Below are 13175 nucleotides of genomic sequence, written 5' to 3'. Positions count from 1 at the left end.
GGTGCGGCCCTCTCCTACGAAGGAGAGGCCGGAGACATTCCCGCAGAAGAGGTCATGGGACATTCCCTCTGCGGCCTTGCGGTGCTTTTGCAGTCCGGGCTGCTCTGCCCCGTCAATCTTACCGAAGCGATCTATGCACGTATCGCGCAAAACGATCACACCGGCATCTTCGTCACGCTCAGTCGCGAGCGCGCCTTGAAAGAGGCAGCTGCCGCACGCGCGCGTTTGTCGACCGGCCGCTCCCAAGGCCTCCTCGATGGCATCCCGATCGCCTGGAAGGATCTGTTCGACATGCGCGGCATGGTCACGACCGCCGGCTCGACGATCATGCTCAGCCAGCGCCCGGCCCAGGCCGATGCGGATACCGTTTCCAGCCTTGCGGAAGCCGGCATGATTTCGATCGGCCGAACGAATATGAGCGAGTTTGCTTTTTCCGGCCTCGGCATCAATCCGCATTACGGCACGCCGGTCAATCCCTGCTCCACCGATGTGCCGCGCATTCCCGGCGGCTCCTCTTCAGGTTCGGCGGCGGCGGTGGCTGCGGGTCTGGTGCCGGTGGCCATGGGCAGCGATACGGGCGGATCGATCCGCATTCCCGCCGCGTTCAACGGCCTGGTGGGCTATAAGGCGACGCGCGGACGCTATTCCATGCGCGGGGTGTTTCCGCTGGCCATCAGCCTGGATGCACTGGGGCCCCTGACGCGCAGCGTGCGCGATGCGCTGGTGGTGGATGCAGGCCTGCGGGGCGCCGTGGATGGGATGACATTGCGCGAACCGCCGTCGAAGGTGCGGCTCGTGGTGCCGGTCAATATCGTTTTCGACAATGCGGAACCCGGCGTGGTCGCAGCCTTCGAAGCAGCCATCGCCCGCATCGAGGCTTCTGGCATCGAGGTCGAGCGGCGGGATTTCCCCTGCTTCGCCACAATTTTCGAGCTGATGGGCCGCCATGGCGCCTTGGCCGCCGCCCAGGCCTTCGTGCTGCACCGGGAACGCCTGACTGGGCCGAATGTCGTGGAGATGGACCAGCGAATGGTCTCGCGTGCCCGCCAGGGCGAGCGCATCGGCCTCAGCGACTACATGGCCATGCAGGCTGCACGCGAACAGCTGATCGTGGACTTCAACAACCTGCTCAAGCCGGGAGAGATGCTGGCTCACCCGACCGTCGCGCATGTCGCGCCGCCTATGGCGCCGCTCCTGCTCGATGACGAGCTCTTCCATCACACCAATGCGATGACCCTGCGCAACACGCTGATCGGCAATTTCCTGGAAATGTGCTGCATCTCCATTCCCTGCGGCAAGGGTGCGGGCGGCATGCCCGTCGGCTTCCAGCTGGCCGCACCGCGCAACCAGGACGACCAGCTTCTGTCGGTCGCCATGGCGCTGGAAGAGGATATTCGCGGCGCCGCCTGAAGCGGGCCGCTTGAACGTATCGTCCATGAGATCAAAGACAGCATCGTGCGCTTTGTAGAACGCACGATGCTGGACGTGTTCAGGCGCGATAGACTTCCTTGCCGCCAACATAGGTGGCGACCATGTCGAGATCGGCGGTCAAAAGCACGAAGTCGGCATCGAGCCCCGGCAGGAGCCGACCCTTGCGCGCCGAAATGCCCATGACATCCGCCGGATAGCTTGAGGCCATCCGCAGCGCTTCCTCCAGCGATATGCCAACTGTTTCATAAAGGAACAGGACGGAGGAGAGCATATCGATATCCGCGCCGGCCAGCGTGCCGTTCTCAAGCGTTAGCCGGCCATCCTTGCGGAAGATCTCCCGTCCGTTGAGCAGGAAGCCGGACAGTTCGGAGCCGATGGTCGACATGGCGTCGGTGACGAGAAAGATGCGCCCCGGCCCCATCTTCGCCCTGAGCGCAATGCCGATGGAGGCGGCATCGACATGGAAGCCATCGGCAATCACGCTGGCCGAGAGCTGGCCGTTCGACAGCGCCGCGCCGACCATGCCGGGCTGGCGATGGCCAAGCGGGCTCATGGCGTTGAAGAGGTGGGTCACGGTGGTGGCGCCGGCTTCGGCATAGCTGAGCGCGGTGGCGTAATCCGCATCCGTATGGCCGAGACTGACGACGATGCCGGCCTCGCGCATACGCCGGACCTGTTCGGGCGTGACGCTTTCAGGCGCGATCGTCACCATCAGATGATCCACCAGATGGGCACAGCCGAGCATGGCGTCGAGATCGGGCTCCTCCATCGGCCGGATCAGGCTGGCATCATGCACGCCCTTGCGCACGACCGACAGATGCGGACCTTCCAGATGCAGGCCGAGGAAACCGGGGACATGGGCAAGCCGGGCCTGATGGCCGGCTTCGATGGCGCGGGCGCGCACCTCCAGGCCATCCGTGATCAGCGTGGCGAGCAGCGCCGTCGTGCCGTAGCGTGCATGTGCGGCGCAGATCCGCTCGATTGCCTCGACGTCGGGCACGTCGTTGAACAGCACGCCCCCGCCGCCATTGACCTGCAGGTCGATAAAGCCGGGCACGAGCAGCTGGCCGCTCGCGTCGATGCGTGTCGCTTCGGCGGGCACTTCCTCGTCCATGACCACGCCCAGGATCTGGCCGCGGTCGACGAGAAGCCTGCCCTCGTCATGCCAGGACTGCCCGTCGAAGATGCGGGCGCCCGTGATCGCATAAAGGTCGCTCATCGTGTTTCCGTCACTTTCTTCAGCGCCACCGGCTGATCGGGGTTGAAGCCGCAGGCTCGGGACCAGGATTCCACGAAGCCATAGAAGGGAACAACCAGCGCCAGCGCATCGGTCAGCGGATGGCCGGTCTCCACGAAAGGCAGCTTCGTCGCCGCTGCCGCTTTATGCGAGGTGGCAAAGGCGCGCGCACCCTTGGCCTGCAGCCCGTCGAGAATTTCGTTGACCGAGCTCTCTGCCGCATCGCGCGCCACCAGGCCGATGACAGGGAAAGCGCGCTCCACCAGCGCCACCGGACCATGCAGCACCTCGGCGGAGGAATAGGCTTCGGCATGCAGGTTCGAGGTCTCCTTGAACTTCAGCGCCGCTTCATTGGCAATGGCAAGCGCCGGGCCGCGCCCAAGCATGTAAAGCGAGCCGGCATCCTTCAGCGGGCCGGCAAGCCGGCTCCAGTCGAGCGTCACGGCATCGGCAAGATGCCCCGGCAATGCGGCAAGCGCCCGCTCCAGGGCCTCGTCCTTGGTCCAGGCGGCCAGAACCGCGAGACCCGCGACAATGGAATTGACATAGGACTTGGTGGCGGCCACGGCCAGTTCCGGTCCGGCGGCAATATTGATGGCGTGATCCATCGCGTCGGCCATGGGAGACGGCAGGGTGTTGGTGAGGGCAATGCCGAGCGCGCCGCCATCGCGCGCCGCCTCGGCCAAGGCGACGATATCGGGGCTCTTGCCCGATTGCGAAATAGCGATCGCCGCACCGCCGGTCAGCTTCAACCGCGCGCCATAGATGGAGGCGAGCGACGGGCCGATCGAGGCCACCGGCCGCCCGGCCGTCAGCTCGATCGCATATTTCAAAAACAGCGCCGCATGATCGGAAGAGCCGCGCGCGACGGTGACGACGAAGGCGGGGTCACGTTCGCGCAGGGCTTCGCCAGCCTTGGCGGCAGCCTGGCCCGACGTGTCGAGAAAGCGCTGAACTGCCTCGGGGATCTCGTTGATTTCGCGGCGCATATGGGTCTGGGTCATGGATCTGTCCTTGTCGGAGCGGGTAAGATGGTCAAGGCGGCAAGCGGGTAGAAAAGCAAAGCGGGCGTGACATGTGGCGCATGCAGGCGCGTCATGGCGCCTCCGGCAGCGTCAGCTCCGCCACGAAATCATAGGCATCGCCGCGATAGATGGAGCGGGTGAACTCCACGACACGGCCGGAGGCGAGATAGGCGACGCGCTCGATCACCAGACTGGCGGAGCCCGGCGCAACCTTCAAAAGCGCGGCATCGGCATCCTTGAGGCCTTGGGCGAACATGCGCTGCACGGCGCGCACCGGCCTGGCGCCGATGCGCGTCAGCTCGGCATAGAGCGAGCCGGAGACCTGCATCGGGTCCGGCAGGATTTCGGCGGCGATGCTCGCCCATTCGACCGCCAGCGGCACCTCATCGGCAATGCGCAGGCGAGCCAGACGGGCCACCAGCACATCCGCCTTCAGGCCCAGAACCATCATCTCATCCGGCGAGGGGTGAAAAAGCCCGCGCTCCAGCCACTCGGCCCGGCTGGGCAGGCCGCGCCGCGCCATATCCTCGGTGAACGAGGTCAGGCGCGAGACCGGCTTGCCGACAGGCGTCTTCAGCTGCGCGACGAAGGTGCCGGAGCCGTGGCGGCGCTCGAACAGGCCTTGGCGCACCAGTTCGTCCAGTGCCTTGCGCAGGGTCACCCGGCTGATGCCGGCGGCCTCGGCAAGATCGCGCTCGGGCGGCAGGGCATCGCCCGGAGACAGAGGGCCTGCTGTCACGGCCTGTTCCAGAACCTGCCGCAGGCGGCGATAGAGCGGCCCTGGCCCGGCCGCAGCCAGTGCCTCGCGCGTCAGGATCGTTTCGAAGCGCGCGCCCATGTCGCCTATGCCTCCCTCTGCCCCGCGGCAGTCAGCCGCGCGGCGCAAAGCGCGACGGCGCCGGTGAGCGCATCGGCCAGCGGCGCGACGAGGCGCGCCCGATGACGCGCGGCGAGATGCGGGGCATAAAGGGAGGAAAGCCCGCCCAGAAGGCAAATCGGCGCAGATCCTTTACCGGCTGCCGCATCCAGCGCCGCATCGATGGCCGTCGCAGCGGCTTTGACGAGATCGGCAGCCACGGCATCACCCTCGGCAAGCGCTTCGAAGACACGGGGCGCGAAGCGGCCGTAATCGCTGGGCTGGGCTGCCCGCGCGAAGGAGACGATGGCGCCGGGATCGCCCGAGAATTCGGCGAGCACGGCGGCGCTCAGCGCGGAGCCGGGCCGCACGCCGTCGAAGGCGAGCAGGCATTGCTGCAGAAGGGCATGGCCGAGCCACGCGCCGCTTCCCTGGTCTCCGACCTGAAAGCCCCATCCGCCCAAGGTTCGCACCCGGCCGCCGTCACGCGTGAAATAGACCGTGCCGGTGCCGAGAATGGCCATGGTGCCATCCGCATCGCCAAGCGCGCCCTGAAGGGCGATCAACCCGTCGGAGACGATGTCGGTGCGGGCGAATGGCAGGGCGGCAGCGATCTGCGCCGCGACATCGCCGACATTGGATCCTGCCAGACCGAGCAAAGCTGGCATGCTTGAAACCATAGCTGGATCGATACCGGCCTCCCGGCAGGCATTTTCCGTGGCGGCAAGAATATGACGGCGTGCCGTGGCAGGATCGCTGAGAATATTGGCGGCCCCGCTCAGACCTCTGCCGACGATCTGCCCGCTGGCCGTGGCCACGGCCGCGCGACAGCTCGTACCGCCGCCATCCACAGCCAGAATCCACTCAGACATCTCGCCTCCAATACAATACCAATAAAAACCATTGGCCACGAAATGCGGGACGAAGCAGGAGTCTCGAGGCCTGAGATTTGCTATAATCCCGAATATGCTGGAGATCTATGCATAAATTGGACTGTTTTTGGTATTGTATTTCTTCTGCCCTGTTGCGTCATTCCACGCTCACGAAATTGTGCGCTGCGGCCCCGTTTCGCGGGCTGCCGGTTTAGACATACAAACCTGTTTGTATATTCAGCGCGCGACGTGGCTTGGCAGGAGCTGCGGCGCCGCTTTGACGCGATGCCAAGGAGCTTTTCATGCCAACGACGCGGTCCCTCCGCCTCACCACCGCCCTCACGCTCGCCGCGCTTGCTTTGGCTGCCTGCCAGCAGGAACAGAAGCAGGAACAGGCCGCGCCCGCCATGCCGCCGGCACAGGTGGCCGTTGTCACCGCCAAGTCGGAAAGCCTGCCGATCATCAACGAGCTGCCCGGCCGGATCGCCGCGACGCGGATCGCCGAGGTGCGCCCGCGCGTCTCCGGCATCCTCATCGAGCGCGTGTTCGAACAGGGCTCGACCGTCAAGCAGGGCGACGTGCTCTACCGCATCGATCCTGCACCGTTCCAGGTGCAGGTGGAAAGCGCGCAGGCAACGCTGGAGCGGGCCCATGCCGCCCAGCTCCAGGCGCGCCAGACCGCCGAGCGTCAGGAACAGCTGCGCCGCTCCAATGTCTCCAGCCAGCAAGCCTTTGACGAAGCGCAGGCTCTCCTTGCCCAGGCGCAGGCGGATGTGCGCGTGGCCGAAGCAGGCCTTGCGACCGCGCGGCTCAACCTCGAATATGCCAGCGTCACCGCGCCGATCAGCGGCCGGATCGGCCGCGCGCTGATCACCGAAGGCGCGCTCGTCAGCGCGTCCGGCTCGGAAAACCTGGCGACGATTCAGCAGCTCGACCCCGTCTATGCCGACTTCACCCAATCGGCAACCGACCTGATCCGCCTGCGCCGCGCCTTGAAGGACGGGCAGATGATGACGGCGGACAATGAGGCCGAAGTGCAGCTCGTGCTGGATGACGGAACGCTCTATCCGCAGAAGGGCAAGCTGCTCTTCACCGAGGCGGCCGTCGACGAAACGACGGGCCAGGTGACGCTGCGCGGCGAATTTCCCAATCCCAATGGCGATCTGCTGCCGGGCATGTATGTGCGCGTGCAGATCCAGCAGGGTGTCGATCGCAATGCAATCGCCATTCCCCAGCAGGCCGTGCAGCGCGATGCCGGCGGCCGCGCCCAGGTCTTCGTCGTCAATGGCGACAAGAAGGTGGAAATGCGCACCATTGGCCTCGGCCGCACGCTCGGTGCGCGCTGGGTGGTCAATGACGGGCTGAAGGCGGGCGACCGCGTCATCGTCGAAGGCGTGCAGAAGATCGGCCCCGGTGCCGCCGTGGAGCCCAGCGAATGGAACCCAAATGCTGCGGCTGAGGGCGGCTCGACCGTGCCCCAGCAGGGCGATGGCGGCAATGCGCAGGGCGACGGTAAAGCGCCCGCCAGCCAGCCGGGCGGCAAGGCTGCCCCGGCCGCACAAGGCGCCCCAACAGAGGGGGGCCCAGCACCGGATCAGCAGACGCCGGCGGGCCAGCCGTCTGCTGCTGCACCCGCCGCCAAGGAGGCGGCGCCCGCGCGCGATGCCGGCAAGGGCCAGGACACGGGCGGCAATGCGGCCGGCCAAACCGGCAACAGCCAGAATTAAGGGATCAGCCCGATGCCCAGCTTCTTTATCGACAGGCCGATCTTCGCCTGGGTCGTGGCCATCTTCATCATGGTCGGCGGCGCCCTCTCCATTCCGCAACTGCCGATCTCGCAATATCCGCAGGTCGCCCCGCCGCAGATCACGATCAGCGCCACCTATCCCGGCGCCTCCTCCTCCGACACCTATCAGAGCGTCACCCGGCTGATCGAGGATGAGCTGAACGGCGTCGAGGGGATGCTCTATTTCGAGTCGACCTCGAACGCCTCTGGCTCGGCGGAGATCACCGTCACCTTCGAGCCCGGCACCGACCCGGGCCAAGCAGCCGTGGACGTGCAGAACCGCGTGCGCCGGGTGGAGGCGCGCCTTCCCGCCACCGTCACCCAGCAGGGCGTGCAGGTGGAAGAAGCGGGCTCCGGCTTCCTGCTCATCATCTCGCTCACCTCGACGGATGGCTCGCTCGACGCCATTGGCCTTGGCGACTATCTCAACCGAAATGTTTTGAGCGAGATCCAGCGCGTACCAGGCGTCGGCCGTGCCCAGCTGTTTGCCAGCCAACGTGCCATGCGCGTCTGGCTCGATCCGGACAAGATGGTCGGCTTGAAGCTGACTTCCGACGACGTCAACGCCGCCATTAGGGCGCAGAACGCCCAGGTTGCCGCCGGCTCGATCGGCGCCCAGCCCAATCCGATTACCCAGCAGATTGCAGCGCCTGTCCTGGTCAAGGGCCAGCTGACCACGCCGGAGGAATTTGCCGCCATCGTGCTGCGCGCCAATTCGGATGGCTCGCTGGTCAGGCTGCGCGATGTCGCGCGTGTCGAGGTCGGCGCGGAAAGCTATGGCTTCTCCACCCGGCTGAACGGCCAGCCCTCGGCCGCCATCGGCGTCCAGCTGTCGCCGACGGGCAATGCGCTGGCGACCTCGGAAGCGATCAAGGCGCGCATGGACGAGCTCGCCACCTTCTTCCCCGCAGGCGTCGAATATTCGATCCCCTACGACACCTCGCCCTTCGTGCAGGTGTCGATCGAGAAGGTGCTGCATACGCTTCTGGAAGCGGTGGGTCTCGTCTTCCTCGTGATGTTCCTGTTCCTGCAGAACATCCGCTGCACGCTGATCCCGACCATCGTCGTGCCCGTTGCCTTGCTCGGCACCTGCGCGGTGATGTTGGCCATGGGCTTTTCCATCAATGTGCTGACCATGTTCGGCATGGTGCTCGCCATCGGCATTCTCGTCGACGACGCGATCATCGTCGTGGAAAATGTCGAGCGCATCATGTCGGAGGAAGGGCTGACGCCGAAGGAGGCGACGCGCAAGGCCATGCGCCAGATCACCGGTGCGGTCATCGGCATCACGCTGGTGCTGGCCTCGGTCTTCATTCCCATGGCCTTCTTCCCCGGCGCCGTCGGCGTCATCTACCGGCAGTTCTCGCTGACCATGGTGGTGTCGATCCTGTTTTCGGCGCTGCTTGCCTTGTCGCTGACGCCGGCGCTCTGCGCCAGCTTCCTCAAGCAGGTGCAGAAGGGCCATCACCACGAAAAGCGCGGCTTCTTCGGCTGGTTCAACCGCAGCTTCGACCGCGCCTCCCATGGCTATTCCGGCTGGGTCGCCTGGCTGATCCGCCGCACCGGGCGCTTCATGGCGATCTATCTCGTCGTGCTGATCGCGCTCGGCTATATGTTCATCCGCCTGCCCTCCTCCTTCCTGCCGGACGAGGACCAGGGCTTCGTCATCGTGCTGATGCAGCTGCCCTCCGAAGCGACGGGGCACCGCACCGACGAGGTGATAGAACAGGCGGAGGGCATTTTCGGCAAGGAAGAAGGTGTCAGCCGAATCGTCGCGATCAATGGCTTCTCCTTCTTCGGCGCCGGCCAGAATGCCGGCCTCGCCTTCGTGACCCTGAAGGACTGGAGCGAAAGAGGGCCGGAATCGGCCGCCCAGGCCATTGCCGGACGCGCGACCATGGCCATGTCGCAAATCAAGGATGCGATCAGCTTTGCTTTGTCGCCGCCGCCGATCCAGGGGCTCGGCACCACAGGCGGCTTCTCCTTCCGCCTGCAGGACCGCGCCGGTCTCGGCACGACTGCGCTCGCCCAGGCACGCGACCAGCTGCTCGGCCTTGCCGCCCAGAGCCCAATTCTCGCGGGCGTTCGCGTGGAAGGCATGCCCGACGCCGCCCAGGCGGTCATCACCATCGACCGGGAGAAGGCCAATACCTTCGGCGTGACCTTCGCCGACATCAATGCGACGATCTCGACCAATCTCGGCTCGACCTATGTCAACGACTTCCCGAATGCCGGACGCATGCAGCGCGTGACCGTGCAGGCGGATCAGAACCAGCGCATGCAGACGGCGGATCTCCTGAACCTCAACGTCCGCAATTCCAATGGCGGCATGGTGCCGATCTCCTCCTTCGCCAGCGTCGACTGGACCAAGGCGCCGACCCAGACGGTGGGTTACAACGGCTATCCCTCCGTGCGCATCAGCGGCGATACGAAGCCGGGCTATTCCTCCGGCGACGCGATTGCCGAGATGCAGCGGCTGATGGGGCAGTTGCCGCGCGGCTTCGGCTATGAATGGACCGGCCAGTCGCTGCAGGAAATCCAGTCCGGCAGCCAGGCGCCTCTGCTGATCGCGCTCTCCTGCCTGCTGGTCTTCCTCTGCCTCGCAGCACTCTATGAAAGCTGGTCTATCCCCGTCTCGGTCATGCTGGTGGTGCCGCTCGGCGTCATCGGCGCCGTGCTCGCCGTGACCCTGCGCGACATGGCGAACGACGTCTACTTCAAGGTAGGCCTGATCACGATCATCGGTCTCTCGGCCAAGAATGCGATCCTGATCATCGAATTCGCCAAGGAGCAGATGGAGGCCGGCAAGTCGCTGGCGGATGCCACGATCGAAGCCGCGCATCTGCGCTTCCGGCCGATCCTGATGACCTCGCTTGCCTTCACGCTGGGCGTGCTGCCGCTGGTGATCGCCTCGGGCGCAAGTTCCGGCAGCCAGCGCGCCATCGGCACCGGGGTCATGGGCGGCATGATCTCGGCCACGATCCTGGCGATCTTCTTCGTGCCGGTGTTCTTCGTCTTCGTCATGAAGATCTTCGGCCGGCGGCGCAAGGAAAGCACGGCCACTCCGCCCGCCTCGACGCCGGCGGCGGCCGAGTAAGCGCCATGCGCCGCACCAAGGCCGAAGCCGAAGAGACCCGGTCGCGGATCATCGCGGCGGCTGAGAGGGTCTTTTACGAAAAGGGCGTGTCCACCTCCTCGCTGGAGGAGGTGGCGAGGGCGGCCGGCGTCACCCGTGGCGCTATCTATTGGCACTTCGCCAGCAAGAGCGATCTGTTCCTGGCCTTGTCCGATGCCGTGCCCATGCCCCAGGAGGACATGGTGCGCGAGGATTGCGACTGTTCGGGCCGCGATGTCTTGGGCGGGCTCGAAGAGATCGTCGGCACATGGATCGGCCTCATGGCGAAGGACGAACAACGCCAGCGCGTCCTGACCATCCTCTTGCGCTGCGACTATTCCGGCGAACTGGCGCCCGTCCTGGAGAAGCAGCGCGAAATCACCGAGGACCATGATGCGCTGTTCGCAGGCTTCTTTCGCCGGGCGGAAACGCAGGGCACGCTTTCGGCCTCATGGACGCCGGAATCGGCGACCCGCACCTTGCACTGGATGGTGCAGGGGCTGGTCACCGATTGGCTGCTCTTCGGCCGGCATTTCGATCTCGAAACGGAAGGCCGTGCCGCCCTTGCACGGCTGTTCGACAGCTTTCGCAAACCCGCCGCCGCTCTGGTCGGCAGCTGAAGCCAAGGCCTCGATGCCTCAGCGAAACACCACGGTCTTGTGGCCGTTCAGCATGACGCGCGCCTCCAGATGCAGCTTGACCGCGCGGGCCAGCACGCGTGACTCGATATCGCGGCCGGTGGCAACGAAATCCTCCGCGTTCAGATCATGGGTGACGCGCTCGGTCTCCTGCTCGATGATCGGCCCCTCGTCGAGATCGCCGGTCACGTAATGCGCCGTGGCGCCGATCAGCTTTACCCCGCGCTCATGCGCCTGGTGATAGGGCTTGGCGCCCTTGAAACTCGGCAGGAAGGAATGGTGGATGTTGATCGCCCGCCCGTAAAGGCGCTTCGACAGACCATCGGAAAAGACCTGCATATAGCGCGCGAGGATCACCAGCTCCGCCCCGGTTTCCTGGATCAGCGCCAGAAGCCGCGCCTCCTGCTCCGCCTTGGTCTCCTTCGTCACCGGCCAATGATGATAGGGAATGCCTTCGAGTTCGGCCGTGCGGGCGCTGTCGGCATGGTTGGAGACGATGGCCACCACGTCGGCCTGCAGCCAGCCGGCGCGGATCTGATAGAGCAGATGCAGCAGCGCATGGTCGAAGCGCGAAACCAGGATGAGGATCCGCGGTTTGCGATCGCCATCCGTCAGGCTCACCTTCAGGCCGAAGCGTTCGACCGGTGCCTTCAGACAGCGCTCCAGATCCTCACGGCCAATGCCGGACGGAAGCTGAACGGCGATCCGCATGAAGAAGCGGTTGGTCTGGCGGTCCCAGAACTGCGCGCTCTCGGCGATGTTGGCGCCGATGGCCGCAAGCTCGGTGGTCACCGCCGCGACGATGCCTGGCCGATCTTCGCAGGACAAAGTGAGGATCGCACGATGCTGGGGCTGCGCCGCAGCGTCAAGCGCCCTTGTTCCAGCCGCCAGATGACCGGCTTGATCCTCTTGCCTCAGCATCCCATCCTCCTGCGATCCCTCGCGCATGTCGCGCTCTCCGCGGCTGGGGCCTCCTCCGGCCCGCACGCTGCCGCCTGTCGCACAAGGGCTAGCAGCGGGCTGCCGGCGCAGGCAAGCAGCGGCGCGCGTCCGGCGCCTGCATTCTCTCAGGCTGACAGAGAGAGGGCAAAAGGGGCAGGTTAGGGCCGGCCTCTTGCAAGAATTCTCGCGAGAGATTGCAAGATCCATGCAAGATCTGAGCGATGCCCAATCAGGCCGCCGTCGAGGTAAACTTGCCCATCAGATAGGGACCGGAGAGAACGGGGGGATATTTTGCCGTCTCACCCTCCGCAAGGCAGGCGTCGAGAACGGTGATCTCGGCCATCCAGTTCGGCTGGTGGAAGAAGGCCAGCGATTGGCGCCGGTCGAGACCGCCTTCCTGCGCCGGGGGATTGACGACACGGTGCAGGGTCGAGACCCAGCGATCGTTGGTCCAGCGCGCCATGAGGTCGCCGATATTGATGACGAAGGCGCCTGGAACCGGCGGCACCGGGGTCCATTGACCATCGGGCGTGATGATTTCGAGCCCGCGCGATCCTTCCTGCGGCAAGAGGATGGTCAGGCTGCCATAATCGGTATGGGCGCCGGCGCGCAGCTGCCCGGGTTTCGGCGGAACATGCTGCTCGGGATAGTTCAGCGCCCGGAGCGCCGAGATCGGCGCGTCGATAAATGCATCGAAATAGTTCTCCGGCAGATGCAGCGCCACGGCAAAGAGCCGCATGATCCGCGCCGCGAGATCTTCCATCGCTCGATAATAGGTCTGCCAGGCCTCGACGAACCCATGCGGCGCATCTGGCCAGATCGTTGCGGCATAACAGAAGGACAAGGCGGTCTCGTCATGCATGCCGTCCGGCACGCGCAAGGGGCCGCCATTGAAACTTTCTTTCAGGTCTGGCGGGCTGTCGATATCGCGCGAGCGGGCAAGTGCCTCGAGCTCCGGCCCGAGATAGCCATAGGGATAGCCCTTATAAGGAGCCCGCGCCTTCTGCTTCTCCTCAGCCGGCAGATCGAAAAAGCGCCGCGCCGCCTGCCACACCGCATCGATCACCGTCTGGTCGACCCCGTGATTGCGGATCGCCAGAAAACCGGTTTCCCGGCAGATGCGGTCGACCTCGGCGCCGAGCGCCTTGCGCGCCTCGCCATCCGACTGTTCGAACCGGCCGAGATCGAAAACGGGAAAGGTAAAGGCTGCCATCACGGTATCTCCAGTTGTCGCGCATGCCATTCCGTGAGCCGGCCATGGGCCACTCGATGC

The 13175-nt window shown here is 65.3% G+C and carries 9 protein-coding genes and 1 pseudogene; 4 read left to right on the top strand and 6 right to left on the bottom strand.

The window, feature by feature from the left end:
• Positions 1–54 precede the first annotated feature (54 nt).
• A complete protein-coding gene (locus tag BMX61_RS18030) occupies positions 55–1410 on the top strand; it encodes an amidase (RefSeq protein WP_075625813.1) in 1356 nt (451 codons plus the stop codon).
• Between the two features lie 79 nt (positions 1411–1489).
• On the opposite strand, the gene nagA is transcribed toward BMX61_RS18030, so the two are convergent.
• The 4 genes from nagA to BMX61_RS18010 all read right to left on the bottom strand — a co-directional run bounded on the left by nagA (position 1490) and on the right by BMX61_RS18010 (position 5421).
• Positions 1490–2650, bottom strand: coding sequence for an N-acetylglucosamine-6-phosphate deacetylase (nagA, locus tag BMX61_RS18025; protein ID WP_075625773.1), 1161 nt, complete (start codon positions 2648–2650; stop codon positions 1490–1492).
• The gene (locus BMX61_RS18020; RefSeq protein ID WP_075625772.1) at positions 2647–3672 is read right to left on the bottom strand and encodes an SIS domain-containing protein; all 1026 of its coding nucleotides are present in this window, start codon (positions 3670–3672) and stop codon (positions 2647–2649) included. The genes nagA and BMX61_RS18020 overlap by 4 nt, the downstream gene beginning before the upstream one ends.
• 91 nt (positions 3673–3763) lie before the next feature.
• A complete protein-coding gene (locus tag BMX61_RS18015; RefSeq protein WP_075625771.1) occupies positions 3764–4531 on the bottom strand; it encodes a GntR family transcriptional regulator in 768 nt (255 codons plus the stop codon).
• Between the two features lie 5 nt (positions 4532–4536).
• Positions 4537–5421 carry a glucosamine kinase nucleotide-binding domain-containing protein gene (locus BMX61_RS18010; RefSeq protein WP_075625770.1) on the bottom strand — a complete coding sequence of 295 codons (885 nt, stop codon included), beginning with the start codon at positions 5419–5421 and terminating at the stop codon, positions 4537–4539.
• 302 nt (positions 5422–5723) lie between these two features.
• Here BMX61_RS18010 and BMX61_RS18005 point away from each other — a divergent pair.
• The 3 genes and pseudogenes from BMX61_RS18005 to BMX61_RS17995 form a co-directional block, all read left to right on the top strand.
• A pseudogene (locus BMX61_RS18005) lies at positions 5724–6911 on the top strand (efflux RND transporter periplasmic adaptor subunit); the annotation flags it as partial.
• A gap of 249 nt (positions 6912–7160) precedes the next feature.
• A complete protein-coding gene (locus BMX61_RS18000; RefSeq protein ID WP_075625769.1) occupies positions 7161–10304 on the top strand; it encodes an efflux RND transporter permease subunit in 3144 nt (1047 codons plus the stop codon).
• Positions 10305–10309: 5 nt separating this feature from the next.
• Positions 10310–10942 (top strand): TetR family transcriptional regulator, encoded by a 633-nt coding sequence (locus tag BMX61_RS17995; protein ID WP_075625768.1) that lies wholly within the window; start codon positions 10310–10312, stop codon positions 10940–10942.
• 18 nt (positions 10943–10960) lie between these two features.
• Here the strand turns inward: BMX61_RS17995 and purU are convergent, their stop codons facing one another.
• Both purU and BMX61_RS17985 read right to left on the bottom strand, forming a co-directional pair.
• Entirely contained in the window at positions 10961–11881 is a 921-nt protein-coding gene (purU, locus tag BMX61_RS17990) for a formyltetrahydrofolate deformylase (RefSeq protein ID WP_083639216.1), read from the bottom strand.
• A gap of 250 nt (positions 11882–12131) precedes the next feature.
• Complete coding sequence (locus tag BMX61_RS17985) at positions 12132–13115, bottom strand: isopenicillin N synthase family dioxygenase (protein ID WP_075625767.1); 984 nt, start codon at positions 13113–13115, stop codon at positions 12132–12134.
• Between the last annotated feature and the right edge of the window lie 60 nt (positions 13116–13175).

It is taken from the genome of Xaviernesmea oryzae, from assembly GCF_900109605.1.
Classification (GTDB): domain Bacteria; phylum Pseudomonadota; class Alphaproteobacteria; order Rhizobiales; family Rhizobiaceae; genus Xaviernesmea; species Xaviernesmea oryzae.
This window is presented reverse-complemented; position numbering and strand designations above follow the sequence as displayed.

Excerpts from the sequence above, each read along its gene's own strand:
- BMX61_RS18030 (WP_075625813.1), top strand. The coding sequence starts at position 55 with ATGGGACATTCCCTCTGCGGCCTTGCGGTGCTTTTGCAGTCCGGGCTG.
- nagA (WP_075625773.1), bottom strand. The coding sequence starts at position 2,650 with ATGAGCGACCTTTATGCGATCACGGGCGCCCGCATCTTCGACGGGCAG.
- BMX61_RS18020 (WP_075625772.1), bottom strand. The coding sequence starts at position 3,672 with ATGACCCAGACCCATATGCGCCGCGAAATCAACGAGATCCCCGAGGCA.
- BMX61_RS18015 (WP_075625771.1), bottom strand. The coding sequence starts at position 4,531 with ATGGGCGCGCGCTTCGAAACGATCCTGACGCGCGAGGCACTGGCTGCG.
- BMX61_RS18010 (WP_075625770.1), bottom strand. The coding sequence starts at position 5,421 with ATGTCTGAGTGGATTCTGGCTGTGGATGGCGGCGGTACGAGCTGTCGC.
- BMX61_RS18000 (WP_075625769.1), top strand. The coding sequence starts at position 7,161 with ATGCCCAGCTTCTTTATCGACAGGCCGATCTTCGCCTGGGTCGTGGCC.
- BMX61_RS17995 (WP_075625768.1), top strand. The coding sequence starts at position 10,310 with ATGCGCCGCACCAAGGCCGAAGCCGAAGAGACCCGGTCGCGGATCATC.
- purU (WP_083639216.1), bottom strand. The coding sequence starts at position 11,881 with ATGCTGAGGCAAGAGGATCAAGCCGGTCATCTGGCGGCTGGAACAAGG.
- BMX61_RS17985 (WP_075625767.1), bottom strand. The coding sequence starts at position 13,115 with ATGGCAGCCTTTACCTTTCCCGTTTTCGATCTCGGCCGGTTCGAACAG.